Origin of the sequence: Flaviflexus equikiangi (genome assembly GCF_014069875.1) — a bacterium.
In the GTDB taxonomy this organism is placed as follows: domain Bacteria; phylum Actinomycetota; class Actinomycetes; order Actinomycetales; family Actinomycetaceae; genus Flaviflexus; species Flaviflexus equikiangi.
Genome location: NZ_CP059676.1, coordinates 350,057 through 375,423, shown reverse-complemented (window position 1 = coordinate 375,423; position 25,367 = coordinate 350,057). Strand labels below are relative to the sequence as shown.

Sequence of the window (25,367 nt, the reverse complement as noted above, 5' to 3'; positions counted from 1 at the left end):
TTCGTTAGCCGTCTAGAGCAGGACACGATGCCACACCAATCGAAGCCAGTCACCATCCTCATCACCGGACTCGCACTCTTCGCCATGTATTTCGGTGCCGGGAACCTTATTTTCCCCGCCATGATCGGCATGACAGGGGGCGACAACTTCGTGCCCGTCATCGTCGGCTTCCTGCTCACGGGAGTGGCCCTTCCGGTTCTCGGCATGATCGCGGCGTCCACGCAGCGCGAGGACGAGCAGGATGGCATCGCCTCCCGCATCGGCACCTATCCGGGCCTTGTCTTCACCGTCGCCATCTTCCTCTCCACCGGCATGCTCTATGCCATTCCCCGGGTCGCGACCGTGAGCTATGAGATGGCGGTGGCACCCCTGTCCGCGACGGGCGGCAGCGATCCCCTTCATCTGTTCCTCTACACGGTTGTCTTCTTCACCGTTGTGGGGGTTATTTCCCTCAATCCGGGCCGTCTCATCGACCGTCTCGGCACCTACCTCACCCCCGCCCTCCTGACGGTTCTCGCGGTCCTCATCATCACCGTCGTACTCACCATGGATCCGGTGAGCGTGGAGCCTGCTGCGGAATATGCGGAGAACCCGCTCCCGGCGGGCCTCCTCCAGGGCTATTACACGATGGACGCGATCGCTTCCCTCGTCTTCTCCGGCGTCATCCTCTCGGCCCTCGCCCATCATGGCTTCAACACGCGCGGGAAACTCATCATGGGTTCGACTCTTGCCGCCTGCGTTGCCGGTATCGGCCTCTGCATCGTCTACCTCGGCCTCACGGCCGTAGGCACTCGAGTGGCGGGACAGGGCTTCACCGATGGTGCGGCAGGGCTCGCCCATGCCGCCTCCGTCGCCCTCGGCCCAGTGGGTCAGACCGTGTTCTCCGCTGTCGCCATTCTCGCCTGCTTGACCACTGCGATCGGCCTCATCGGAGCCTCGTCACAGTACTTCCGGAAGCTGATCCCGTCACTCTCCCATCGGACTCTCGTCCTCGTCCACACCCTTGTCGCTCTCGGGCTGGCCAATCTGGGACTGGCGGCAATCCTCGAGATCGTCACTCCCGTCAACCAGCTCCTCTACCCCGTCGCGATCTGCGTCATCGCGATTGCTCTGCTCGACATCGTCGTGCCGGGGGATATGCGATGGACGTACAGGCTGCCGGCATGGACCGCGGGCGTTGTCGCTATTCCCGAGGCGCTGTGGGCGACGAAGCTGCCCGCTTTCGAGGGTTTGCGCGACTGGCTCGATCTCCTGCCCGCAGGCTCGGTCAACATGGGGTGGGTTGTGCCCGCACTCGTGGCCGCGATCATCGGATTCACCCTCGATGTCTCTCGCGGGTCACTGTTTCGCCGCGACGGTGACACTCTCGAGACTGTCACCGGCTAACGTTTGAGCCCCAGTCGCCTGGGATGAGGACTGTCGAACAGGGCTCGTTCAAGCTGGAAGCGTGAGCGTTCTCGCGCTAGCCTGCGAGGGGTGAGCGCCTCAGCCGAACGGCGGTCTGGAACTCTGCTCGCTGGCCGCCCACGTGCTCGAGGTGATCGGGGTAGACGGTGAGCTGGCTCCGGTATTTGCTCAGAGCATCGACGACGACGTCAAGATATTCTCCAAGATCGAGCAGGTCGAAGGCAGGATCGTCGAGATCGGAGGCAACCTCGAAGAACGGAATATCGGTTGCGCGGGCGGCAGGTTTCGAGATCTCGTGCGTGCGCACATGGTCCGGATGTCCGTAGGTGCCGGCCCCGTCATAGGAGATCAGCGCGGACGGCCTGATGGCTCGTATCAGCTCGACGAGATCGGCCGACGCCTCATCGATACTCGCCGACGTCAACGTCGACTCATCGGACGTCTCGGCCGGCCCCGCCACGCCCTCCTCGATCCACACCATGCCCGAGTCCGTGTAGCGGCGTTCGGGACGATTGCCCGCCCGTGCTGGGCCCTGACCGAGCCAGTAGTGTCCCGTCACTCCGAGCACTTCGACAGCTCGCGCCAGCTCCTGCTCGCGGAATGCCGACAGCTCGTCGGCTGTGAAACCCGAGGGGACGACTCCCGCGACGCTCTCCCCCTGCTCGCCGCGCGTGCACGTGACGACATGGGTCTCGATGCCGTGGTTGACGCACGCCGCGATGAGGGCACCGGTCTGGAGGGTTTCGTCGTCCGGATGTGCGTGGGCGAACAGGACTCGTTCCCCCAGGAGCTCCCTCAGGTTCATCCAACTTCTCCTTGATAGACGTCTGTCAGTTCCCGGGCCACTTCCCGCCATCCCCGCCCGAGGGCGAACGTGCGAGCCGAACGGCCGAGCCGCTCGCGCAGGCCTGGATCGGCGAGAACACGTTCGATCGTTTCCGCCCACACGAGTGGATCACGCGACGGCAGAAGGAAACCAGTCTCACCATCGTGCACGGAATCAACCATACCGCCCACCCGAGAGGCAATGACGGGAATCGCACACGCAGCGGCCTCGAGGTTGATGATCCCGAACGTTTCCGAATGACTCGGATTGAGGAGCATCTGGGCTCCCGCCAGCAGTTCAGCAAGGTCGGTGCGGGACATGGACCCGCGATAGTCGACGCAGTCATCCAAACCGAGATCGGCGACGAGCCGATGCACCTCAGCCGTGTATTCGGCGAAGTCCGAGGCGGGCTCCCCCGCGATGACAAGCTTGGGCCGGCGCGCTGGCGGGATGGCGGCCAGGGCCCTGATTGCCAGATCCACGCCCTTGAGGGGCTGGAGCCGCGCCGCGAACACAACATACGGGTCCGTGCCCTGTTCACCCGGGCGGAAGGTCTCCGTATCGACTCCGGGATGAACGATGGAGAAACGGTCAGGGTCTGCACCATAGCGGGCGATGATCGTGTCCCGTTCGAACCCCGAGACGGCGACGATCCTGTCGGACTCGTGAGCGATGAAACGCTCCCCGGCGGGACGTCCCGGCGATTCCGGCTGTTCGCCGGCACCCCAGTCGGAGCCGACCGGGGCCGCCACCGAATGATAGCTCTGCAGGTGCGGCACCCCATGCCTGGCCGCGACGGGGATCGAGGCGACACCGGCGAACCAGTGGTGGGAATGGACGAGGTCGATGCCGCCCGGCCACCAGTCATCAAGAGCATCCCGGAACGGGGCGATCAGCTGCTCCGAATCCGCTTTCGCGATCGGATGATCGGGGCCGGCATCGAGATAGACGATGCGGAGGCGGGGGCCGAGCTCATCGACGTCCGGCAGGCCGGGCCGATCCCGGCGGGTGATGAGGGTGATGTCATGCCCGGATTCCGCGAGACGATGGGCAGAGTTCAGGAGGTAGACGTTGAGGCCGCCGGCCTCTCCCATCCCGGGCTGGAGCACAGGAGACGTGTGGAGGACGGTGAGTGCGATGCTGAGCGCACGCGAATCGACCGTATCCACAACATTCGTCTCATCCAGCATCCCGACCCCTTGCTCGCTCACGCAGACCAGCCTAACGGCGAGCCGTCGACCATCACCACTATAACGTCAGCGCTCCACGCCGACCGGTGCGGAGCGGACACGTTCACTACCCGGCGAATATCTCGGCAAACGCACCATTCTTCCCTAGGGTGAAGCACACACGAAAGGGGAAACAATGTCGAACTATCTCATCATCGGCGGCCACGGAAAGATCGCGCTGCTCGCGTCACGGCTGCTCGTCACAGACGGACACTCCGTCACCTCCATCATCCGCAATCCCGATCATGTGCGGGATGTCGAGGATACTGGCGCAACAGCCCTCGTCCTCGACGTTGAAGACGCAACGATCGACGATCTCACGCATGCTGTCCGCGGCCACGACGCGATCGTCTGGTCCGCCGGTGCGGGCGGGGGCAATCCGGCACGGACTATGGCAGTCGATTACTCTGCCGCGGTACGCTCCATGGACGCGGCAACCCTGGCAGGGGTGTCTCGCTACGTCATGGTGTCCTATCTGCACGCCAGCCTCGATCACGGCATTCCGGAGACAGAACCGTTCTTCGCCTACGCGCAGGCGAAGGCCATGGCAGACGACCATCTCCGCTCCTCCGGCCTTGAGTACACGATCCTCGGGCCGGGAAGCCTGACAAACGATGAGGCATCGGGAAAGATCGCCGTGCACGAGGAGAAGACTCCAGGGCCGGCAGAGACATCGCGCGGAAACGTCGCGCTCGTCATTCGGGCAGTCCTCGGGCAGCCGTCGACGAGCGGCTCCACCATCGGCTTCTCCGATGGCGAGACTCCGATCGACGCCATCATCTGAGACAGGGGAAGAATCGCCGCGCTCTCGCGGACCAAGTGGACATCCTTCAGTGTGTTGTGCACCATAGAGGCAGGACCCGTTTCGCAATGGCGGGGAGCGGGTCCGCTCGCGGGTACCGCCCCACCATCAGTCCCTCACCATGCCCGGCGGGAATGTCGATCACCTTCAATTGCTCTTCGACCGCCGCTGTCAGTCGAACGTGACTCCTAGGCTGAGGAAGAGTTCTCGCACGCGTGAGCGCGCAGTCTCCCGCACGTCTCGACCTTCGGAGATCGCCTGGACCGCCCCACCATCGACGACGGACATGACAAGCTCTGCCGAGACGGGACAGCGCGCCCACGCAAGCACCTCACCGATCGCATCGTTGAGCAGGCCCCGACTGTCGCGATATTCGCTGTTCACGGTGGGGAAAGATGTGGCGGCGACGAGCTGGACATAGTGGTTCTCCAGGTTCGCATCGTCAGGCAGGCAGGCGCGCAGGATCACGTTGATCGCATCATCGAGGGATTCCGGCTGCCGGGTATGGTCGATGTCTGCCGCGACGCCCCTGGCGCGCCCTACCCACAGCTCGAAGTTGAGGGCGGCGGCCTGGCCGAGGAGATCATCGAGGCCCGTGAAGTAATAGGTTGTTGCCGATAGTGAGGCGGAAGCGCGCGTGGCGGCCTTGCGGTGGGTCACGCCCGATGGGCCTTCCTCGCGAAGGATCTCTGCAGCGGCCTGGACGATCGCCTGGCGGCGCTGCTCCCCTTTCGACAGCTTGACCGTCACGTCTTCCATCTCTCCCCCTCACGATATGCAGGCTGCTCCGCCCGGCCCGATAGTACAGCGCACGGGGCAATGACGTTGGGATACCGGGATTTTGACCACGTAGATCGCCCCATATATCCAAAGTCCTAAACCACCGACACAATTAATAGTACGCTAGTGCTAGACATGACGATGGAGTCAAGGGATATCTGATATGGATTCGACGACCTCACAAGGCGACGTTGGAACGGGCACCCGCGTCGCGAGCGACTACGAGACGCTCGTGCGGAACAACGAGCGGCTGGCCTCGGCTCTGCGCGCGGCACAGCAGGAACTCGCCGCGTCACACGAGCAGATCCGCCAACTCACGTCTTCTCCTCAGACCTTCGGTGTCATCACCGAGGTGCACCGCGACAAGCGCGTCGCCGACGTCCTCATCGGAGGTCGAAAGCATCGGTGCGCGGTTGCGAAGACGGTGCCCCTCGCATGCCTCAATCCCGGGCGGGACGTCCTCGTCAACGACCAGCTCTGCATCGTGTCGAGCGAATCATTCGATGACGTCGGCGATATCGTCATGGTGACCGACTTCCTCCCCAGCAACCGCATCTCCGTCCGCGTACGCGACGACGAGGAGCGTGTGCTCCGATTGGCGGAGATCCTCATCAGTGCGAGCGGCAAGCCGAAGGTGCGTCCCGGCGACATCGTCCGCGCCGACATGCGCACGGGCTTCGCCTACGAGCGGATCGACCGGGATGACACGGAAGAGCTCATGCTGGAGGAAGTCCCCGACGTCGACTATGGAGATATCGGCGGCCTCGATCGGGAGATCGCGGCGATGAGGGACGCTGTCGAGACGCCGTTCCTCTTCCCCCATCACTATCGCGCACATCGGCTCCGCGCACCCCAGGGCATCCTTCTCTACGGCCCGCCGGGATGTGGGAAGACCCTGATCGCGAAGGCTGTCGCCACATCACTCGCGCGGTCCGCGGCCGAGAAGAGTGGGGATGTCGAGGCACGAGCCTTCTTCATCTCCGTCAAGGGCCCGGAACTGTTGACGAAGTTCGTGGGCGAGACAGAACGCCAGATTCGCAAGATCTTCTCTCGTGCACGCCAGCGCGCCAAGGGCGGCATGCCGGTCATCATCTTCTTCGACGAAATGGACTCCCTGTTCCGCACCCGGGGCACGGGACGATCCTCCGATGTCGAGACGACAATCGTTCCCCAGCTGCTGGCCGAGATCGATGGGGTCGAGTCTCTCGACAACGTCATCATCATCGGTGCCACCAACCGTGAAGACATGATCGATTCAGCTCTCGTGCGGCCAGGCCGGCTCGATGTGAAGATCAAAGTGTCCCGCCCTTCGAGGGAGAGTGCGATCGAGATCCTCGCGAAATATCTGACGCCCGATCTGCCGCTGGACTCGATGGCGGTGGAGAGGGCAGGCTCGCGCGAGGCTGCCGCAGCCGATCTCATCGACACGATCGTCGACAGGCTCTATGCGGGGGACGACAGCACGGCACAGGTGGAGGTGACGCACGAATCGGGCGAGATCGAGGTGCTGCATGCTCACGACTTCGCGTCCGGAGCGATGCTGGCCAACATTGTGGACCGCGCGAAGAAGCTCTCCATCAAAGACCAGCTGGCGGGAATGCCGGGGGGCCTGTCCCGTCTGCACGTCACCAGTGCGGTATCCGCCGAGATCCGAGAGAACGCCGGGCTCCATTCGGGTTCGCTCGAGGAGTGGGATCGTCTCTATGGTCGCCGCGGCCAGCGCATCACCCGCGTGCGACGGTTGGGAGCATCGTGACAGTCCGCCGGGTGATGGGGATCGAAACCGAGTATGGCATCTGCCACGCCTCGACGCTCACGTCAGAGGAACAATCTCGGGCCATGATCGCCGCCTACGGCCGAGCCCTTGAAAACATGGGCTATTGCGACGACGTGGCGTGGGACATGGCGGGGGAAGTGCCGCTCACCTTCGGCTCCGACGTGGCGCACCTCCTCCATCGCCCCGCCTCGTTGACGGCTCAGGAGCGAGCATGGCAGCGCGGCACGACGAAGATGCTCCGCAACGGGGCCCGATTCTATGTCGATCACGCCCACCCGGAGTATGCGACGCCGGAGTGTCTCGGCCCCCGCCAAGCCGTTCACTACGATCGTGCCGGGGAGATCATCCTGCGACGCGCCATGGCGCAGCTCGAGACCGAGACTGGATCGAGCCCCGCACTGTACAAGAACAATGTCGACGGTAAGGGTGCCGCCTACGGATGCCACGAGAACTATCTCGTTGAACGGCAGGTCCCGTTCGATGATCTTGTCACTGCTCTCATCCCCTTCCTCGTGACCCGGCCGGTTCTCGTGGGGGCAGGGAGGGTCGGCCTCGGCCCCGCCTCGGACACACCGGGGTTCCAGCTGTCACAGCGGGCGGACTACATCCATGAACTCGTGGGGCCCAATACGACCTACGATCGGCCGATCGTCAACACGCGGGACGAGCCCCATGCAGACCCGAACCGGTTCCGACGCCTCCACGTCATCAACGGCGATGCGAACTGCGTGCCGTCGAATACGCTGCTCAAGCTTGGGATGACAGCCCTTGTCCTGTGGGTCCTGGAGCGCGACGGTGTGCCGAGCGAGTGGGAGAACCTTGCCTTGGCTGATCCGATCCACGCCGTCCGGGAGGTTTCCCGCGATCTCACCCTCTCCACGACCCTCGAGCTGGCTGACGGGAGGACGATGACGGCCCTGGAGATCCAGCAGGCCTATCAGGCGACCGCGAGCAGAACCATCCACCATCATTACGCCATGATCGGGAGCAGGGCCGACGTGGAGACGGTGGATATCCTCGACCGTTGGCGGGACACGATCGGACTGCTCACGACAGACTGGCGGCTGACCATCGGGGATGTCGAGTGGGCGACGAAGCGAGCCCTCCTCGAGGCGCGCATGACACGCGACGGTCTCGGCTGGGACGCTCCGGAGATCGCGGCGATGGACGTGCAGTGGGCAGATATTCGCACCACCAAGTCCCTCCCCCATCAGCTCATGCAGCGCGGCATCCTCGAAACGCTCGCCCCCGATGAATGGCTCGACCGTGCCGAGTTCGTTCCCCCGGCAAGCACGAGGGCGTGGCTGCGCGGGGAACTCATCCGCCGCTTCCCCGAATCGGTCTATTCCGCCTCCTGGCATTCGGTTGTTCTCGAGGACGCCGACGGTTTCGTCCGGGTTCCCATGACGAGCCCTGAGGACGGTTCGGAGGTCCGAATGAGGGAGGGGCTCGACCGGTGCGAGACGATCGCCGACGTAATCGCGATGCTGGGCGAGAGCGCTCTGACAGAATCTGACATGTTCGCGAAAGGTTGATGATGACCAGTCAAAGCTCCTACAGCAAACGGGACCCGGACCGCCCCGAACCCGATCCTCCGCCCATTGTGTCCTCCGCCGCGGCACAGGATTTCACGGCAATCCTCGACGATATCGATGACATTCTGGAAGAGAACGCACTCACGTTCGTGCAGGGATTCATTCAAGAGGGCGGTCAGTGACCCCTCGCATCGTGGGCCTCGAAACGGAGTATGCGCTGATGGCGCTCCCCCACGGCCCCGCCGCGCCCGCCATGGCACCCGCCGAGGCCATCACCGAGCTTTTCCGCGGCACCGCGACACAGCACAGGTCCCACAATAGGTTCCTGCCCAATGGCGGCAGGCTCTATGTCGATATCGGCTCGCACCCGGAGTATGCGACGGCGGAATGCTCGAATGCTCGAGATGCTGCCCTGCAGGATAGGGCCGGGGAGCTCATGCTCCAGAAGATGCTGGAGGCTGCGAATGAGCGCCTCGACTCCCACCGCCTGCACCTGCTGAAGACCAACACGGATTCTGGGGACGCGACGTTCGGATGCCACGAGAACTATCAGGTGAAGCGGGAGACGCTGGACCCGCTCGACCCGGGTTTCGTTGCGTTTCTCGTGGCCCGCACGGTTCTGTCTGCTGGTGGCGGGCTCGATAAGTCCGGGGCCTACGTGCTCTCCCCGAGAGCCTTCCACATTCACCGCGTCCAGTCAGCGGATCCGACCCGCCTTCGCCCCATGATCAGCACCCGGGATGAACCACACGCCGATCCGGCTGCCTTCGCCCGCCTGCAGGTCACGTTCGGAGATTCCACGATGTCTGATAGGGCGACGGAGATCAGGCTCCGTCTCACCTCCACCGTGCTCGACTTGATCGAGGGCGGAGTTTCGCTCTGCGACCTCGCACTCGCCGACCCGATCGCGTCGCTTCATGACTGCTCCCGGCACGGTCCGGCTGCGATCCTTGCCCTGCGTTCCGGCGGGGCCGTCAGTGCGATTGACCTGCTCGACACTGTCGTCGGCCGGTGCGAAGCGGCAGGCATCGACAGTCTCCTCGACATTCGAGACATGATCGACCGGATTCAGGGCGGGGAACAGGATACGCTGTCGCCGTCCGTCGACTGGATCTGCAAGAAGCTGCTGCTCGCAGAAGCGGCCGACCGGTATGGTTCGTCCGATCCCCGCATACCCCGTCTCAATCTGGCCTTTCATGACCTTGATCCCCGCCGGGGCTTGGCCGATCGGCTCCGCGCCAGCGGGGCGATGTCAGCGCTCCCGCTCGAGGATGTCGAGCGAGCGGTGTCGACGCCGCCGTCAGATACTCGGGCCGCTCTTCGCGGCAGGTTCATCGCGGAGGCAACACGGCTCGAACGTGCCTATTCGGTATCGTGGACCCATATTCGGCTCGACAGCCCACCCCATCCGCAGATCGACCTTCTCAATGCCTCGCAATGCAGCGATTCGCGCGTTGCCGACCTGATCGATGTCATGGCCACGACGCCCGCCCCTCCCATGTCTCGCCTGGCCCGCCTGCGGGCAGGCATCGGCCCCCTTCATCACGCCGGCGAGGGGCCTCCTGCCAATCGGCCGTGACGAACGGCGACGCCATCGACACACGCCCGGCCCCTGCCACGTGACCCGAGGGTTCATCATCGAATCGCCGTTTCCCCTTTCCGTCGTCGCATGCACGATGGTGCCGATCATCGCGAACTGCCCTGCGATCCTCGAGGAGGTTTGACTGCCCTGCGATCCTCGAGGGGGATTGAGGGTCCGAGTGGCGGTCTCAGTCCTCGAGGGGTTCGAAGGCTGTCTCGTGGATCGTCAGCATCGCACCGAGTGCGAGGACCGCGACGAATGCTAGATACCAGCCGGGGGCGATCGGGGATCCGGAGGTTGAGATGAGCCAGGTCGCGACAAAGGGTGCGGTGCCGCCGAAAAGAGCGTTGGCCGTGTTGAAGCTCAACGCGAACCCGGTGTAGCGGACTCGGGTGGGGAACAGTTCGGAGAGGAAGGTGGGCAGCGTACCGTCGTTCATGGTGAGCAGGGCGCAGAGGAAGAGCTGAACGAAGAGAGCCGTCCAGAAGGTTCCGGTGCTCAACAGCCAGTAGGAGGGCACGGCGAAGACGATGAAGAGGAGGCAGGCGGTGATGAGCATCCGCTTGCGCCCGAACGTGTCGGAGATGTGACCCATCATGAAGATCATGAGGATATAGGCCGCGAGTGCGATGCTCGAGCTCAGGAGCGCCATGTCCGCCTCCAGGCCGATCTCCTGGGACAGGTAGGTCGGCATGTAGGACAGGAGGAGATAGAAGGCGACTGCATTGAGGCAGGTGACGCCGAGGCCCACCATGATCTGTTTCTTGTGATGGTGGAGGATGTAGCGGACCGGGGCCTCGACGGGCTCGTGGTCGGCGCCTTCGGCGAGTTCACGGTAGACGGGAGAGTCCTCGAGGTGGAGGCGGATGTAGCGGCCGATCCATCCGAGCGGGCCTGCGAGCAGGAAGGGGATGCGCCAGCCCCACGATTCGAGTTGAGCATCGGAGAGGATGGCGTTGAGGAAGAAGATGAAGACGGCGCCCGCCAGCAGACCGGTGGCGGTGCTGGCGGGCACGACGGACGTATACAGGCCCCGCTTCCCTTTCGGGGCGTATTCGGTCATGAAGGCGGACGCGCCGGCATATTCCCCCGAGGCGGAGAAGCCTTGGATGAGGCGCAGGACGAGGAGCAGGCCGGGGGCCCACAGCCCGATCGCGCCGTAGCCTGGCAGGAAGGCGATGAGGAAGGTCGATCCGGACATGATGAGTATCGACCAGGACAGTGCCCATCGGCGACCATACTTGTCACCCCAGTTGCCCCAGAAGAGGCCGCCGATGGGACGGACGAGGAAGGAGAGTGCGAAGACTCCGAACGTGTACAGCAGTGCCGCGACGTCATCTCCCGGTGGGAAGAATACTTTGGCGATGACAGCGGCGAGATAACCGTAGGTTGCGTAGTCGAACCATTCGACGAAGTTGCCAACAAAGCTCGCCTTGGCAGCCTTGCGGACTGCAAGATGTGCGTTCTCGATGGGGTGGTCTTGTGAACCTCGAGTGCCGTGTGACATTGTCTCTCCTCAGGCGCAACGCTGCGCCGATATTTACCGTTCGATAGCCAAACTCGAGTCTTCTTCGGGAACCTTTCCCTTCTTCCGCATGAGCTCGATAATGATCGGGCCGATACCGCCGATGATGATGAGGAGGCCGCCGAGGCCGCCGACGAGCGACATCGTCTCGTTCCAGACGACGACTCCGAGAACGAGCGCAACAACGCACTCCCAATAGGCTACCGTCGAGAGCTCGACCGCGAGGAGGTTCTTGCCCGCCGCGGGCAGAAGCCCGATCGCGAGAAGCCCGGAGACGAAGAACAGGACGAAGGCCCACGCCCAGTTCCGACCGTCCATCACCTCAATCGGGTTGGTCGGATCAATCGCTGCCATCCGGTAGATCATGACCGCGGCGGCGCCGATGATTCCGAACGTGAAGTTCCAGAAGGAACGGACTTCGGAGGAGATGTCGGGTCGGTAGCGGTAGAAGAAGAGCGCGAGGCCATAGAACAGTCCGGATGCGAGGCCGAAGAGATCACCCATCGTCTTGTTGGGCAGATCGGGGTTGACGGACAGGTCGATGCCGAAGGAGAGTCCCGCGTCAGGAGTGTATTGGACGAGGCCGACCGTCATGAGCATGCCGAGGAAGACCAGGGTCAAGAAGAGTGCGTGGCTGAGGTTGATCTTCTCTTTGAGGAAGATCGCGGCAAGGATGGCAGAGAACAGCGGCCCCGTGTAGATGAGGAACACCGCGTTCGAGATGGTGGTCATGAGGGTGGCGGACACGTAGAACGCGAGGCTTGCCCCGATGCAGAGCCCGCCGGCGACAACCGTGAAGGACAGTTTCGCGGTGCGCAGCTCCGGCATCTTCTTGACGAGGGCGATGATGGCGAGCATTCCGAGTGCGCCGATGACCATGCGGCCCAGGGCGAGGAAGTCACCCGTGATATAGCTGGCGCCGGTGTCAGGATCTGTGGGGGTGGCAAGGCGGCTGAACGTGCCGACCAGGCCCATGCCGGACGCAGAGATAAGGATCGCGGTAAAGCCGACTTTCTTGTTCGGCGCGGCAGCCGTCTGTTTCGTTGGTATTTGGGTTTCCATAGTCAACTTCCTTGGACGCCGCGGCTTCGTTGCGGGCGGCTAGTAGAGGTGAGAACGGGAGCCGGGACCGTGCCCCACGATCAGAGGCATGCGGTCCCGGCGTACCGTCAGGATGTCACGGACAACCGAGACACCGGTCAGATGAGAGTCGGATCCTCAACCTGGTTCGGGAAGTAGTCTTCACAGTCGCCCTCGCGGTAGACGTCTGCCGTGGCGCAGTGCAGTCCACCGCCGAATGCGTAGGCGTCGCGGAAGTCAACCGGAATCGGGTTCATACCGAGCTTCTCCATCTGTTCGGCCTGGTGAACTTCCGAGGCCTCGATGATCACGTTCTTGTGGTCGAGGACGAGGCAGTTCATCGAGAGCCAGACCGAGGAGTAGCAGAGCGGCGGCGGCTCGCTGTGCGACGGCTGGGCCGCGTCAACGATCTGCCAATCGTTCGCTTCGAAGATCTTGCGCTGCTCTTCGGGCAGACGACGCTCCGGGTTGTTGATGATGAGGCCCGGCCGCAGCGGCACGAAGGTCGCGTCGATGTGGATCGGGTAGGGGTCGCCGGGGAAGTTGACGGCGTGGATGCGATGCTCGGGGTAGTAGCGCTTGAACCATTCCATGGCCTTGCGGTTGGTCGTGAGGCCATGCTGGATGAAGAGGTCCTTGCCGAGACGGAGGACGTCCGCAGCATCCCACATGGGCTCCGCTTCCGTCGTCACGAAGTCGAGGTTCGCGGTGCGCTCGAGGCGCTCCTCGAGGGAGATCTGCTCATCGTAGTAGTTGTGCTTGTACGACTTGTCGGTGAGACGGGGGCGGGGAGCCTGCGTCCACTTGAACTCGGGATCCTCCTCGAAGTACTGGTTCATGAGGGGCCAGTATGCGAGGTATTCGAAGTAGCGGCAGCGGAACGAGTTGGCGGATGCCATGATCTCGTTGCCCATCGTGAGGAGGATGTCGCGCGGCGGCATCTGCGTCATGCCCGAGGGTACCCGGAAGTCGGGCGTGCCCATGGCCTGGTTCCACTGGATCGGAGTCGGGCGGTCGACGATGACCCCGCGGCTCTCGAGTTCTTTCGCGAGGCGGTCGAGGGCGGCGTTGGCCTTCTCAACCGTTTCGGTGGGGCGCGGGCCCCACATGCCGCGCATCTCTGAGTCGACGGGCACCTTTTCCGAGGTTGCCGGCTCCTCATCGGGGATGACCGAGAAGTCGGCCTTTCCGACGATAACCCGCTTGAGCGGATCAAAGTCGTTCCAAGAGTTGACGATCTTCGTCATGGTTTCTCTCTCCTTCAACACCATTGGTGATAGTGGTTGCGAGGGACGAGCCCCCGCCTGGCCTAGAAGACGTTCCCCCGGGCCAGTTGACGCCAACTAAATAGTCTGCGCGGAATCGAACGTGTTGGGTCGGCCGTTCACGATCCCGCCGTAGTAGCCGCCGGGCGTGATGATGGTCCCGGCTTTGCCTTCGATAATCTTTGTTGAATCTTCGAGCCGTCCGATTGCCGCCACGTTGCCGGTCAGTTCAACGAACCGGCATGCGGCCTCAACCTTGGGGCCCATCGATCCGGCAGCGAATCCCTTCTCCCGCATCATCGCTGGAGTCGCGAAGCGAATCTCTGCCTCATCCGGCGTGCCGTAGCCGTCGAGGACTGCCGGCACATCCGTAAGAATCATGAACATGTCTGCATCGAGCGCCTCGGCAAGGACAGCACCTGTGAGGTCCTTGTCGATCACGGCTTCGATACCTGTACGGTTGCCGAACTCGTCGCGGACGACGGGGATGCCGCCTCCGCCCGAGCAGACGACAACAGCTCCCGAATCGACGAGGGTGCGAATGACGCGGGTCTCGACGATGCGCTGGGGCTGGGGCGAGGGGACGACGCGACGCCAGTACTTGCCGTCCTCCTTCATGACCCATCCCCGTTCGACCTCGAACCTCTTCGCCTCGTCCTCCGTGTAGACGGCACCCACGAACTTCGTGGGGTTCTTGAAGGCGGGATCGCCTGCAAGGACGAGGGTCTGGTTGACGATGGCGGCGACGGGACGATCGGGCAGCCTGTTCTGGAGTGCCTGCAGCATCCAATACCCGATCATTCCCTGCGTCATCGCACCCAGCGTGTCGAACGGGTAGGGCTCGGACAGGGTCGGATCGTTAGCGGATTGGAGGGCGAGAACGCCCACCTGGGGGCCGTTGCCGTGCGTGAGCACGAGGTCGTGGTCCTCCGCCAGCAGGCCGAGGGAGTCCACCGCATTCTTGACGTTCTCGATCTGCGGGGCAGCGTCTGGCTTCTGACCGCGTTCGAGAAGGGCGTTGCCGCCGAGAGCCGCGACGATTCTCATCGTCACTCCTCGCCGAGCGTTGCCACCATGACGGCCTTGATCGTGTGCATGCGGTTTTCCGCCTCGTCGAAGACGAGAGATGCATCCGATTCGAACACGTCGTTGGTGACTTCGAGGCCGTCGAGGCCGGACTTGTGGAAGATGTCTTCGCCGACCTTCGTCTTGCGGTCATGGAAGGCAGGCAGGCAGTGCAGGAACTTCGCGTCCTTGCCCGTTGCGGCCATGAGTTCGGCGTTGACCTGGTAGGGCTTGAGCTGCTTGATGCGAGCATCCCACACCTCATCGGGTTCACCCATGGAGACCCAGATATCGGTGTAGATGAAGTCGCAGTCCTTGACACCTTCCTTGGGATCGTTCGAGTAGGTGATGGTGGATCCGGACTTCTCGGCAAGCTTCGCCGCCATCTCCTTCACCTCGGGGATCGTCTCGAGTTCCTTCGGGCCCACCATCTTGACGTTCATGCCGATGAGGGCGGCGCCGACGAGGAGGGAGTTGGCGACGTTGTTGCGAGTATCTCCGACGAACGCGAAGGTGATCTCGTTGTAGGGCTTGCCCGATGCCTCATGCATGGTCAGCTGGTCGGCGAGAACCTGGGTGGGATGCCAGTCGTCGGTCAGGCCGTTCCACACCGGGACGCCGGCCAGTTTCGCCAGTGTCTCGACGTGCTCCTGCTTGTGTCCGCGGAATTCGATGCCGTCGAACATGCGGCCGAGAACGCGGGCCGTGTCCTCGACGGACTCCTTGTGTCCCATCTGCGAACCGCTCGGATCGAGGTAGGTGATGTTGGCGCCCTGGTCGTAGGCTCCGACCTCGAACGAGCACCGTGTCCGGGTCGAGGTCTTTTCGAAGATCAGGGCGATGTTCTTGCCCTTGAGGTACTGCTTCTCCGTGCCATTCTTCTTCGCCGCCTTGAGTTCGGCCGCGAGATCGAGCAGATAGAGCCACTCTTCTGGAGTGAAGTCGATTTCTTTGAGGAATGATCTGCCGTGAAGGTTGACGGTCATGACGGGGGTTCCTTTCATGGATGGTTGATGTGTCAGATTTCGTCGCGAACGGTGGGGCAGCTCATGCATCGGGGGCCACCTCGACCCCGACCGAGCTCCGCACCGGGAACGGCGATGACGCGCACTCCCTCTGACTCGAGATATTCGTTGGCTTCGACGTTGCGGTCGTAGGCGACGACAACGTTGGGTTCGAGGGCGAGAACGTTGCATGCATCGTTCCACTGGCCGCGCTCTGCGGCGAAGTCGTCCTCGGGCGTGGTGAGGATGCGGACCTCGGGGATTCCGAGGGCATGTGCGAGCACGTCGCGCATCTTCTCCCCCGGCGCTGTTTCGACGACGATGTCACCGGGACGGTCTCCGCGGGTGACGGTGACCGAGGGCAGCATGCCGAGGTGCTTGTACTTGAGGAAGGTCGATTCGTTGACCATCGTCATGACCGTATCCAGGTGCATCTGGGCCCGCTCCTGCTTCATGAGCAGGCCGATCACTCGGGTTGCCTCTCCGTTCCACAGGAGGCTGCGGGCGAGGCGCTCGAAGCCGGCGGAGGTGGTGCGTTCGGAGATGCCGACGAGAACGGCACCGTTGCCGATCACCTCCACGTCACCGCCCTCGATCGTGGCCGCCCGGTCGGACATGCCGCCGGACCACTTCTTGAACTCTTCGTTGCGGAAGCGGGGATGCCAGCGGTAGATCGCCTCGAAGTTGATGGTCTCCCGCTGGCGGGCGACCTTCTGCATCGAGTTGATCGAGACGCCGTCGAACACCCAGCATGAGGTGTCGCGGGTGAACAGATGGTTGGGCAGGCACCGGAGCACCATGAAGTCGTTCTCTGCCCGCGCGAGGTAGGCAGAGTCCTCCTTGCCGGTCAGTGCGACGAGCTCGGTCTTGGAGATGCCGGCGATGAGCAGTTCGGCCAGCTCGGCGGGGGTCAGGCTGTTGGCGTATTCCCGCATGATCTGCGTGCCGGTGACGCCATACCAGCGCTCTTCGAATGTTTCGTCACTGACGTAGTGGCGGGCTTCCGAGATTTCTAGCGTTTCGGCGAGCAGATCTTGCACGTACAGGACGTCGACGCCTTCGTTGCGCATCGACGACGAGAATGCGTCATGCTCGACCTGAGCCTGCTGCGTCCAGAGCACGTCGTCGAACAACAGCTCGTCTTTATTACTGGGCGTCAGGCGGTCCATCTCCCGACCGGGGCGGTGAACAATGACCTGCCGCAATTTCCCTACTTCTGATGCGACACGGAATGCCATCAGGGATCCTCTCATCGTTGAGATTCAGTTGCGATGAGAAGAGTCTGACAGAAGTAGTACGCGCGTACCTGGGACCTTAGTACCAGCGTACTAGATGTGAGCGCTGTCATCATTCACGCCCCGGGAGATCCTCCAGAGAGAAGCCCGTCACATCACGGTTTCACGGCAGTCACCAGCTCGACCTACACGCGATCGCACCATCACCCAAGCATCCCCGCACCTTTTCTCAGAAGACGCAGACGCTCTATCCACCGAGGAGACGGGACAGCAGAGCCCCGCCAGATTAAATACAGCGGGGCGTGTCAAGGTGCCGGCCTATCCGAGAAGAAGTTCGTCGGCGGTGACACCGGGGAGGGAGACGCTCACCTGAGTATTCCAGGGGTCGCGCGTCACGACAGAGGTTCCACCGTCCGAGAACGAGAGGCTCTTGCGCTTGAGACGAGCAACGAGAGCATCGAGATCGTCTCGGCCCGGCACGGTGATCGCCACGTTGCCGAGGCCAAGGCTCGCAGCCCGCGGCCCGGCGCCGAGACTGTTCCACGTATTCATCGCGACGTGATGGTGATATCCCCCGGCAGAGGCGAAGAGCGCCTGCCCTCCGAGGGCGGACGTGGCCTCGAAGCCGATCGCATCGACGTAGAAGTCGCGGGCCGTGGCGATGTCGCCGACCTGGAGGTGGACGTGTCCGACGATGCCGGAGGTGGTCGGCGCGGAGTCGAGGGCATCCTGATCGAGGTGGGTCTGGAGGAACCGATTCGGGTCGAGGTACAGGGTCGCCATCTCGACCTGGCCGCTCCTCCACGTCCACTCGCTGCGGGGCCGGTCGACGTAGAGCTCGATTCCATTGCCTTCGGGATCGGTGAAGTAGAAGGCCTCAGACACGAGGTGATCGCCGGAGCCGACATACTGGCCCCGACCATCCTGAGCAGCCCGATAAACAGTCGCGGCAAGTGCGCTTCGCGTATCGAAGAGGAAGGCGGTGTGGAACAGGCCGGCCTGGCGAGGGTCAACGCCGGGCAGGCCGGGAGTCGATACGAGTTTGACGAGGGGGACGCTCGCGCGGCCGAGCACGCGATGAACTTCCGTGCCGCGCGCCTTCTCCTCGATCGGCGTCAGCGCAAGTGCATTCTCGTAGTAGGACGACATGAGCTCGAGGTCGCCGACCCGGAGGGTGACGGCATCCATGCCCGCTTTCGCGCTGATGACGCGCTCGTCGATCGTTTCATTCGCTGCCATGATCGTCCCCCAGGAACACACAATAGTTGATTTCGGTTTCAACTAGATTCTATGGGCTAGTAGTTGAAAGCGCAACCACTGCGGGAGTGGTGCCGACCATGGAGAGTTCCGGACCGCCTCCCCACGGAACCCCGCCCGTCATTACACTGAACTCGAGACACGTTCAACACTCAAGTATCTACAGTTTGTCGTTTATTAGAACTATTCCAGTTTAGAAGGTAGTGTGAAGCTATGGCTTCCGACAGATACGTCAGCGCCCTCCGTTCGGCGGGCCTGCGCGTCACGGCTCCTCGGCTAGCAACGCTCGCCGTGGTCGATGATCACCAGCATTCCGATGCTGAATTCATCGCCCAGGAAGTACGAGGCCGTCTCGGATCGGTGTCAACGCAGGCCGTCTACGACGTGCTGCATGCGCTGACCGAGAAGGGGCTCGTCCGCAGAATCGCCATCGACAGCCGCAAGGCTCGTTTCGAGATCCACACGCACGACAACCATCATCACATGGTGTGCACGAACTGCGGTCGGATCGAGAACGTGCCGTGCGTGAAGGGAGAGGCCCCGTGCCTCGAACCCGAGGAGCATCTCGGTTTCGATATCGGGGTTGCAGAGGTTCTGTTCATGGGTCTCTGCCCGGCCTGTCGGGATGCCAGTGATAGCTAACGCATACCCGAAAGAGATGACTGAACGTGAACCACCCATCCACCACAGAATCTGGCGCGCCCCGGGAATCTGATTCCCATTCGCTCAGCGTTGGAGCAGACGGGCCGCTCCTCCTGCACGATGTTGCCCTCGTGGAGAAGCTTGCCCACTTCAACCGCGAGCGCGTCCCCGAGCGCAATCCGCACGCGAAAGGCTCCGGCGCTTTCGGCGTCTTCGAGGTGCTCGAGGATGTCTCGGCCTACACGAAGGCTCATTTCCTCCAGAAGGGCACGACAACCCGAGTGCTTGCCCGTTTCTCGACGGTTGCCGGCGAGCTTGGTTCGCCGGATTCGTGGCGCGATGTTCGCGGCTTCTCGCTGAAGTTCTACACCGAGGAGGGCAACTTCGACATGGTGGGCAACAATACCCCGGTGTTCTTCGTGCGTGATCCGATGAAGTTCCCCGACTTCATCCATTCCCAGAAGCGACTGCCCGACTCGGGCTTACGCTCGGGCAACATGCAGTGGGATTTCTGGACGAAGTCACCCGAGTCCGCCCACCAGGTTGCCTATCTTATGGGGGACCGCGGCCTGCCCCGCACGTGGCGTCACATGAACGGCTACTCCTCTCACACCTACATGTGGGTCAACGAGGCCGGTGAGAAGTTCTGGGTCGTCTACCATTTCCATTCCGACCAGGGTGTGGAGAACATGTCGAATGAGGAGGCTGGGAAGCTGGCGGGCACGGATGCCGACGTTCATCGCCGCGACCTGTTCGATGCCATCGAACGCGGCGACTTCCCGTCGTGGACGCTGTCGGTTCAGATCATGCCCTACGAGGATGCGAAAACGTACCGCTTCAATCCGTTCGATCTGACGAAGACGATCTCGAAGAAGGACTACCCGTTGCACCGGGTCGGCCGCTTCACGCTGAATGAGAACCCGACGAACCATTTCGCGCAGATCGAGCAGGCGGCGTTCTCCCCGGCCAACACCGTTCCCGGTACCGGCCTGTCACCGGACAAGATGCTGCTCGGCCGCGTCTTCTCCTATCCTGACGCGCAGCGTGCCCGTATCGGCACCAACTACAACCAGCTGCCGGTCAACGCCCCCGTCACGCCCGTGAACTCCTACGCCAAGGAGGGGCACATGCAGTACCACCACACGGGTAGCGCCCCGGTGTATGCGCCGAACTCGTACGGTCGCGGCTACCAGGACGCCCAGGGTCCTGTCGAGAACGGCTGGGAGGCGGATGGGACGCTCGTCCGGGCGGCCTATTCCCTCCATGCCGAGGATGATGACTTCAGCCAGGCGCATACGCTCGTTCGCGACGTCTATTCGGAAGAGGAGCGTGAGCGACTCATCGAGACCGTCACCGGTTCGCTCCTCCCCGATGTTCGAGAGCCCGTGCTCTCGCGCGTCTTCCAGTACTGGAGGAACATCGACCAGGAAGTCGGTGACCGTATCGAGGAAGCCTACCGCCGGAGCATCGGCGATCAGGTACCCGGCGGGGATCCGATCGGCGGCTAAACCCACCGAGACGCACCGCTAGGCGCGGTGGGCCAGTCCGGGCTGGCCCACCGCCCTCGGGACATTCCCCGAGGCGGGTGGCCTGCCAACTGGTTATGATGGCGGGAAGGAGGCCATTCATGCCACTCTTCTCGAGACGACCCGAGAACCGACCGAACCCCGCCAGCCCTGCCGAGCCCAGCCAGCCGCCCCCCAGGAGCACTCTTCCCGGTGCGGATAGCGGGGTCCCGCCCCTCCTCGCCAAGATGGGGATGGGTTCCTGGTATCTCATCGGGATCCTCATCATCGTCTGGGTGATCGTCTTCGCGACCGCGACAGTTTCCTTCATCTTTGTCACGATCTTCCTCGCCCTCGTCGCGACCTCCGTCCTGCGCCCCATGACGGACTTCCTCGACCGGTGGGTGCCGCGCGTGGTCGCGATGATCGCCTCTCTCCTTCTTCTCTTCGGCATCGTCGGGGGCCTTCTCACCTTCGTCGTCGTCTCGGTTCGCGGCGAATGGGACAATCTCGCATCCGAGTTCTCAACAGGTCTCGATTCGATCCTTGACCTGCTCGAGAACAACTCCCTGCCGTGGAGCGTCACTGCGGAGGAGGCCAACCAGTGGGTATCGGACACTGTCGACAGCGGGATCGAATGGCTGCAGGAGAACACGGGCCAGATCTCGTCCACCATCATGTCGAGTGCCGGCACGATCGGCGTCCTCATCATGATCCTGTCGATCGCTTTTCTCGCCACGATCTTCTTCCTCATGTCCGGGGCCCAGATGTGGCTGTGGTTCCTCAACGAACTTCCCGAACGCCGCCGCGACATCACTCATCGCGCCGCCATGGCGGGCTGGATCGCGTTCTCGGGGTATGCGAGGGGAACGATCATCATCGCCCTCATCAACGGAGTCCTCGCATTCCTGCTCCTGCTCGTCCTCGGCGTCCCGCTCGCCGCTCCCCTGGCCGTCCTCGTCGTCATCGGCACGTTTATCCCGCTCTTCGGAGCCCCAGCCGCCATGATTGTCGCAACGATCGTCGCCTTCGCGGCGAACGGCCCCATCATCGCCCTCGTCGTCCTCCTCGGCATCGCCCTCATCGGCCAGCTCGAAGGAGACCTCTTCCAGCCGCTGATCATGGGCAAGCAGGTGTCCCTCCATCCCCTTGTCATTGCTCTCGGGGTCGCGGCCGGAACCTATCTCGCCGGCCTTCTCGGGGCAATCATCTCCATCCCCATCCTCTCCGTCATCTGGGCCGTCTACAAGGTGCTGCGCCGCCAGGATCCGCCGCGCACAGAGCTGCCAGCGGTGGACAGGGAGGAACTCCTCGAGTCGTGAGAGGAACATGCGAGTGGCGGCGCATTGCCGCCACTCGATGCTGGATTGTTTCCCGTCTAGGGCGTGATTCGCCCGTTCCCGTCTAGGGCGTGATTCGCCCGCCTGTCACGCCGAGAGATTCCCCAGCGATGTAGGAGGCCTCGTCGGAGGCGAGGAAGACGTAGGCCCCTGCGAGTTCGACAGGATGGCCCGCGCGTCCGAGCGGCGTGTCCTGTCCGAAGGTTGTGACCTTCTCCTGCGGCTGCCCGTGGCTCGGCTGCAGCGGCGTCCATATCGGCCCCGGGATCACGGAGTTGACCCGGATGCCCTTCGGGGCGAGCTGCTCCGCGAGACCCTTCGACAGGTTGTTCATCGCCGCCTTCGTCATCGCGTAGTCGAGGAGGACGTCGGAGGGCTGATAGGCCTGGATGGAGGAGGTGAAGATGATCGAGGAGCCGGCCACCATGTGCTTGAGGGCCGCCTTCGTCACGCGGTACGAGCTGTAGATATTCGACTTCATCGTCAGGTCGAAATCTTCGTCGGAGATCTCTTCGATGCCGTCGTGCCAGATCTGCCGGCTCGCATTGTTGACAAGGATATCGAGCCCGCCGAACGCCGCGACCGTCTCGTCGACGATATGCTGGCACTGCTCGAGTTCCATGAGGTCGCCGGGCAGTGCAAGCGCCTTCCTGCCGGCCGCTTCAATCGCGGCGATCACACGATCGGCGTCAACCTGTTCCTCGGGGAGATAGGAGATCGCCACGTCAGCGCCCTCACGTGCGTAGGCGATCGCGACGGCTGCCCCGATGCCGGAATCACCGCCGGTGATGAGGGCCTTGCGGCCTTCGAGACGGCCGTGGCCCACATAGGTCTCGAGACCGATATCGGCCTGCGGTTCGAGGTCCCGATCGAGGCCGGGGTGTTCCTGGATCTGTTTCGGCGGATCAACTTTTGGAAAATATGTTCTCGGATCGTTCAATGCCATGGCTACCTTCTTTCGTCGGTTGTGTGACCCACCCTATAGAGGTCACGTCTGGCACGAAACCTGTCATGTCCATTTTCCGCGCGACTACGCTGTCCGTGAAAGAACGCGACGCAGCCCGCCTGCACTTGTGACCGGGCCGCGATGGGCTTACCGTTGTCCGATACAGCATGACGGCACCGCCGTCGAAGAAGGAGGACACATGGGTGGAAAGCACGCCAAGCAAGAGGACGTCGACCTCGAGAAGGTAGCGTCCCAGGAGGAGCCCGAAGAGGGCGAGACCACCTCCGAGGCTGAAGCAGACCGCGAGGACTAAAGAACTAATGGGTGTCCCGGGCACATACGTCCGGGACACACCCATATCGACATGAAGGTACTCATCCTTGGCGGGACGGGCTTCCTCTCCCGCGAGACGGCACGATCCTTCCTGCGGACAGGACACGATGTCACGTGCGCTGCGCGCGGCGTCAGCGGTACCCCGCCGGAGGGCGCGGTCTTCGTGCGCTGGGATCGAGACGAGGGAACCACGCTCGAGATTCCCACACCCGATGTGGTGATCGACGTGGCGACGAATCCTGACCATGTCGCCCGTGCCCTCGGCCAGTTCCCTGACGCACGGTGGATCTACATCTCGACGATCAGCGTATACCCCGTCGTGACGGAACCCGCGGGCACTCCCGAGACGACTCCAGTCTGCGAGCCCGCGACGAGCGGTGACTACGGCAGGCTCAAGGTTGCCTGCGAGAACCTCGTCAGGGCATCGAACCACGTCATCGTGCGTCCCGGACTCATCATCGGCCCGGGTGATCCGACCGGCCGTTTCACGTATTGGCCCGCCCGGATCGACCAGGCATCAGCCGATGGTATGCCCTATATCGCGCCGGGGGAACCGGATGAATGGGTGCAGTGGATCGATGTTCGGGATCTGGCCGACTGGTGTGTTGTTCTCGCGGGGAGCACGATCACCGGGACATTCGATGCGGTCGGTCCCGCCGTGACGCGTGACGAGTTCCTCATCGAGCTCTCGACCATCGCTCATCCCACCCCCGTCTGGCTCAGCGCGGCAGAGCTCTCCCGCCACGAGGTCTCGTTCTGGGCCGGAGACCGCGCCATCCCGCTGTGGATACCGGTGGCGGAGATGGCGGGGCTTATGGCGCGCGATCATCGACCGTCCGAGAGTGCAGGATTGCGCACCCGCCCGCTGGCCGTGACCGCACGCGATACTCTCCCCTGGCATCATGCGGGCGGGCCCGCGGGCGGACTGACCCGGGCTGAGGAACTCGCCGTCCTGGCCGAGCTGGGCCATATCACTCCGGGTTCTCAGCCCTGACCTTCTCCACAGCCTCGACCGCCGCGACACTCAGTCTCGGCCACGATCCTCACCTCGAACCGGTCAGCGCGCCTCGTAGTGGCGGACGTGGTCGGTGATGCCGGTGAAGCGGAACGGTGCTGCCGTCACGGCCGGCACCTCGACATTGTCGGAGGCACCGATGTAGGAGGCGTGCAGCTCCCGGTACTGGGCGAAGGTGAGGGGAACCCTGCTGTCGAGAGCCTCCCGCACGGTCTCCGGATGGATGTGGTCCGTGTAGCCGTCTTGGACGATGCCGGTGAAGAACTCGGCGACAGAGCCTGAGCCGTACGAGAACAGTCCGAGGCGCTTGCCCGCAAGATCCGGGTTGCCGTGAAGCTGGGCGGCGAGACCGAAGAACAGGGACGCCGTGTACGAGTTGCCGATGCGGCGGTTGTACGTCATCGATTCCTCGATCAGCTCGGGGCCGAGATCGGCACCGACGTGTTCGCCGAGACGAGCATGCGCCTTCCGTGCCATCTTCGTGAAGGGCTGATGGTGGAGGAATCGATCGATGTCGGTGATGTCGAGGCCGCGGCGGGCCACGAGATCATCCCACGAGCCTGTTGCCGCATTCATGTACGCGTCGAGGGACAGCTTTCCTTCCACGTACGGGGTCGAGGAATCGTTGGGGCGCCAGAAGTCGTTGACGTCCGCCGTGAACACGCCCGAGCCCGGCTCGATGACGACAAGGTTGGGGTCGGCGGAGATGAGCATCGCGACCGCACCGGCGCCCTGGGTCGGTTCACCCCCGGAATCGACCGCATATCGCGCCACGTCGGACGCGATGACGAGGACCTGGTCCTCCGGGTAGCGGGCCACGTGGTTGACAGCGGTCTGGAGGGCGGCCGTGCCCGAGTAGCAGGCCTGCTTGAACTCGACCGTGCGCACAGCCTGGGGCAGGCCGAGGAGTCCGTGCACGAACACGCCCGCGGCCTTCGACTGGTCGATGCTCGACTCGGTCGCGAACAGGACCATGCGGATCTTCGACGCGTCGTGCCGGGAGAGCAGGCGCGACGCGGCTGTCGCGGCCATGGTCACGATGTCCTCGTCGGGGGCAGGGACCGAGAACTCGTCCTGGCCCAGGCCCTTCTCGTACTTCGCGGGGTCGATGCCGAGAGCTTCCGCCATCTCGTCCAGGTCGAGCACGAAATGCGTGGTGGCTACATCCAGGTCGTGGATTCCAATGTTCACGACGTCTCCTTCGATCGGGCTCCTCG

At 63.2% G+C, this 25,367-nt stretch carries 22 protein-coding genes; 10 read left to right on the top strand and 12 right to left on the bottom strand.

All coding sequences use genetic code 11. The features are described 5' to 3' along the window. Positions 1–27 precede the first annotated feature (27 nt). The gene (gene brnQ, locus H2O75_RS01735) at positions 28–1,386 is read left to right on the top strand and encodes a branched-chain amino acid transport system II carrier protein (protein ID WP_182172818.1); all 1,359 of its coding nucleotides are present in this window, start codon (positions 28–30) and stop codon (positions 1,384–1,386) included. Between the two features lie 76 nt (positions 1,387–1,462). On the opposite strand, the gene H2O75_RS01730 is transcribed toward brnQ, so the two are convergent. Both H2O75_RS01730 and H2O75_RS01725 read right to left on the bottom strand, forming a co-directional pair. Beyond that, positions 1,463–2,212 carry a PIG-L deacetylase family protein gene (locus H2O75_RS01730; protein WP_182172815.1) on the bottom strand — a complete coding sequence of 250 codons (750 nt, stop codon included), beginning with the start codon at positions 2,210–2,212 and terminating at the stop codon, positions 1,463–1,465. Next, positions 2,209–3,444 carry a glycosyltransferase gene (locus H2O75_RS01725; protein WP_182172812.1) on the bottom strand — a complete coding sequence of 412 codons (1,236 nt, stop codon included), beginning with the start codon at positions 3,442–3,444 and terminating at the stop codon, positions 2,209–2,211. The genes H2O75_RS01730 and H2O75_RS01725 overlap by 4 nt, the downstream gene beginning before the upstream one ends. 154 nt (positions 3,445–3,598) lie before the next feature. Between H2O75_RS01725 and H2O75_RS01720 the strand changes: the two genes are divergently transcribed. After that, positions 3,599–4,246 (top strand): SDR family oxidoreductase, encoded by a 648-nt coding sequence (locus H2O75_RS01720; RefSeq protein ID WP_182172809.1) that lies wholly within the window; start codon positions 3,599–3,601, stop codon positions 4,244–4,246. A gap of 189 nt (positions 4,247–4,435) precedes the next feature. On the opposite strand, the gene H2O75_RS01715 is transcribed toward H2O75_RS01720, so the two are convergent. Beyond that, on the bottom strand, positions 4,436–5,023 hold the full coding sequence (locus H2O75_RS01715; RefSeq protein WP_182172806.1) for a TetR/AcrR family transcriptional regulator: 588 nt from the start codon (positions 5,021–5,023) through the stop codon (positions 4,436–4,438). A 184-nt stretch (positions 5,024–5,207) separates the two neighbouring features. Here H2O75_RS01715 and arc point away from each other — a divergent pair, with 184 nt between their 5' ends. From arc to H2O75_RS01695, 4 genes are read left to right on the top strand one after another with little or no spacing between them, the layout of a single operon-like run. Then, positions 5,208–6,800, top strand: a complete 1,593-nt coding sequence (arc, locus tag H2O75_RS01710) for a proteasome ATPase (protein WP_182172803.1) — start codon at positions 5,208–5,210, stop codon at positions 6,798–6,800. Continuing rightward, positions 6,797–8,356 (top strand): depupylase/deamidase Dop, encoded by a 1,560-nt coding sequence (gene dop / locus H2O75_RS01705; RefSeq protein WP_220462757.1) that lies wholly within the window; start codon positions 6,797–6,799, stop codon positions 8,354–8,356. The genes arc and dop overlap by 4 nt, the downstream gene beginning before the upstream one ends. Further along, complete coding sequence (locus H2O75_RS01700) at positions 8,356–8,538, top strand: ubiquitin-like protein Pup (RefSeq protein ID WP_240161569.1); 183 nt, start codon at positions 8,356–8,358, stop codon at positions 8,536–8,538. Before dop ends, H2O75_RS01700 begins: the two co-directional genes overlap by 1 nt. Beyond that, on the top strand, positions 8,535–9,935 hold the full coding sequence (locus tag H2O75_RS01695) for a proteasome accessory factor PafA2 family protein (RefSeq protein ID WP_182172794.1): 1,401 nt from the start codon (positions 8,535–8,537) through the stop codon (positions 9,933–9,935). Before H2O75_RS01700 ends, H2O75_RS01695 begins: the two co-directional genes overlap by 4 nt. Positions 9,936–10,125: 190 nt before the next feature. On the opposite strand, the gene H2O75_RS01690 is transcribed toward H2O75_RS01695, so the two are convergent. From H2O75_RS01690 to H2O75_RS01660, 7 genes are all read right to left on the bottom strand, one after another. Further along, on the bottom strand, positions 10,126–11,445 hold the full coding sequence (locus tag H2O75_RS01690) for an MFS transporter (RefSeq protein WP_182172791.1): 1,320 nt from the start codon (positions 11,443–11,445) through the stop codon (positions 10,126–10,128). Positions 11,446–11,478: 33 nt separating this feature from the next. Next, a complete protein-coding gene (locus H2O75_RS01685; protein WP_182172787.1) occupies positions 11,479–12,525 on the bottom strand; it encodes a DMT family transporter in 1,047 nt (348 codons plus the stop codon). 137 nt (positions 12,526–12,662) lie between these two features. Then, positions 12,663–13,790, bottom strand: a complete 1,128-nt coding sequence (locus H2O75_RS01680; protein WP_182172784.1) for a serine/threonine protein kinase — start codon at positions 13,788–13,790, stop codon at positions 12,663–12,665. A 96-nt stretch (positions 13,791–13,886) separates the two neighbouring features. Next, positions 13,887–14,855 carry a carbamate kinase gene (gene arcC / locus H2O75_RS01675; RefSeq protein ID WP_182172781.1) on the bottom strand — a complete coding sequence of 323 codons (969 nt, stop codon included), beginning with the start codon at positions 14,853–14,855 and terminating at the stop codon, positions 13,887–13,889. A gap of 2 nt (positions 14,856–14,857) precedes the next feature. Next, the gene (gene argF, locus H2O75_RS01670) at positions 14,858–15,859 is read right to left on the bottom strand and encodes an ornithine carbamoyltransferase (protein WP_182172778.1); all 1,002 of its coding nucleotides are present in this window, start codon (positions 15,857–15,859) and stop codon (positions 14,858–14,860) included. 32 nt (positions 15,860–15,891) lie between these two features. Beyond that, the gene (locus H2O75_RS01665) at positions 15,892–17,115 is read right to left on the bottom strand and encodes an arginine deiminase (RefSeq protein ID WP_182172775.1); all 1,224 of its coding nucleotides are present in this window, start codon (positions 17,113–17,115) and stop codon (positions 15,892–15,894) included. A 315-nt stretch (positions 17,116–17,430) separates the two neighbouring features. Continuing rightward, on the bottom strand, positions 17,431–18,351 hold the full coding sequence (locus H2O75_RS01660; protein WP_182172772.1) for a VOC family protein: 921 nt from the start codon (positions 18,349–18,351) through the stop codon (positions 17,431–17,433). Between the two features lie 231 nt (positions 18,352–18,582). Here H2O75_RS01660 and H2O75_RS01655 point away from each other — a divergent pair, with 231 nt between their 5' ends. The 3 genes from H2O75_RS01655 to H2O75_RS01645 all read left to right on the top strand — a co-directional run bounded on the left by H2O75_RS01655 (position 18,583) and on the right by H2O75_RS01645 (position 21,838). Then, positions 18,583–19,011 carry a Fur family transcriptional regulator gene (locus H2O75_RS01655; protein ID WP_182172769.1) on the top strand — a complete coding sequence of 143 codons (429 nt, stop codon included), beginning with the start codon at positions 18,583–18,585 and terminating at the stop codon, positions 19,009–19,011. 26 nt (positions 19,012–19,037) lie between these two features. Beyond that, positions 19,038–20,519: a catalase gene (locus H2O75_RS01650; protein ID WP_220462756.1), complete on the top strand. Its 1,482-nt coding sequence runs from the start codon at positions 19,038–19,040 to the stop codon at positions 20,517–20,519. 119 nt (positions 20,520–20,638) lie between these two features. Beyond that, the gene (locus H2O75_RS01645; protein ID WP_182172766.1) at positions 20,639–21,838 is read left to right on the top strand and encodes an AI-2E family transporter; all 1,200 of its coding nucleotides are present in this window, start codon (positions 20,639–20,641) and stop codon (positions 21,836–21,838) included. 82 nt (positions 21,839–21,920) lie between these two features. Here H2O75_RS01645 and H2O75_RS01640 read toward each other — a convergent pair whose 3' ends face one another. Next, positions 21,921–22,802 (bottom strand): SDR family oxidoreductase, encoded by an 882-nt coding sequence (locus tag H2O75_RS01640; protein WP_182172763.1) that lies wholly within the window; start codon positions 22,800–22,802, stop codon positions 21,921–21,923. A 364-nt stretch (positions 22,803–23,166) separates the two neighbouring features. Between H2O75_RS01640 and H2O75_RS01635 the strand changes: the two genes are divergently transcribed. Continuing rightward, the gene (locus tag H2O75_RS01635) at positions 23,167–24,129 is read left to right on the top strand and encodes an NAD-dependent epimerase/dehydratase family protein (RefSeq protein WP_182172760.1); all 963 of its coding nucleotides are present in this window, start codon (positions 23,167–23,169) and stop codon (positions 24,127–24,129) included. A gap of 63 nt (positions 24,130–24,192) precedes the next feature. On the opposite strand, the gene H2O75_RS01630 is transcribed toward H2O75_RS01635, so the two are convergent. Then, the gene (locus H2O75_RS01630; protein WP_182172757.1) at positions 24,193–25,341 is read right to left on the bottom strand and encodes a hydroxymethylglutaryl-CoA synthase; all 1,149 of its coding nucleotides are present in this window, start codon (positions 25,339–25,341) and stop codon (positions 24,193–24,195) included. Positions 25,342–25,367: the final 26 nt, after the last annotated feature.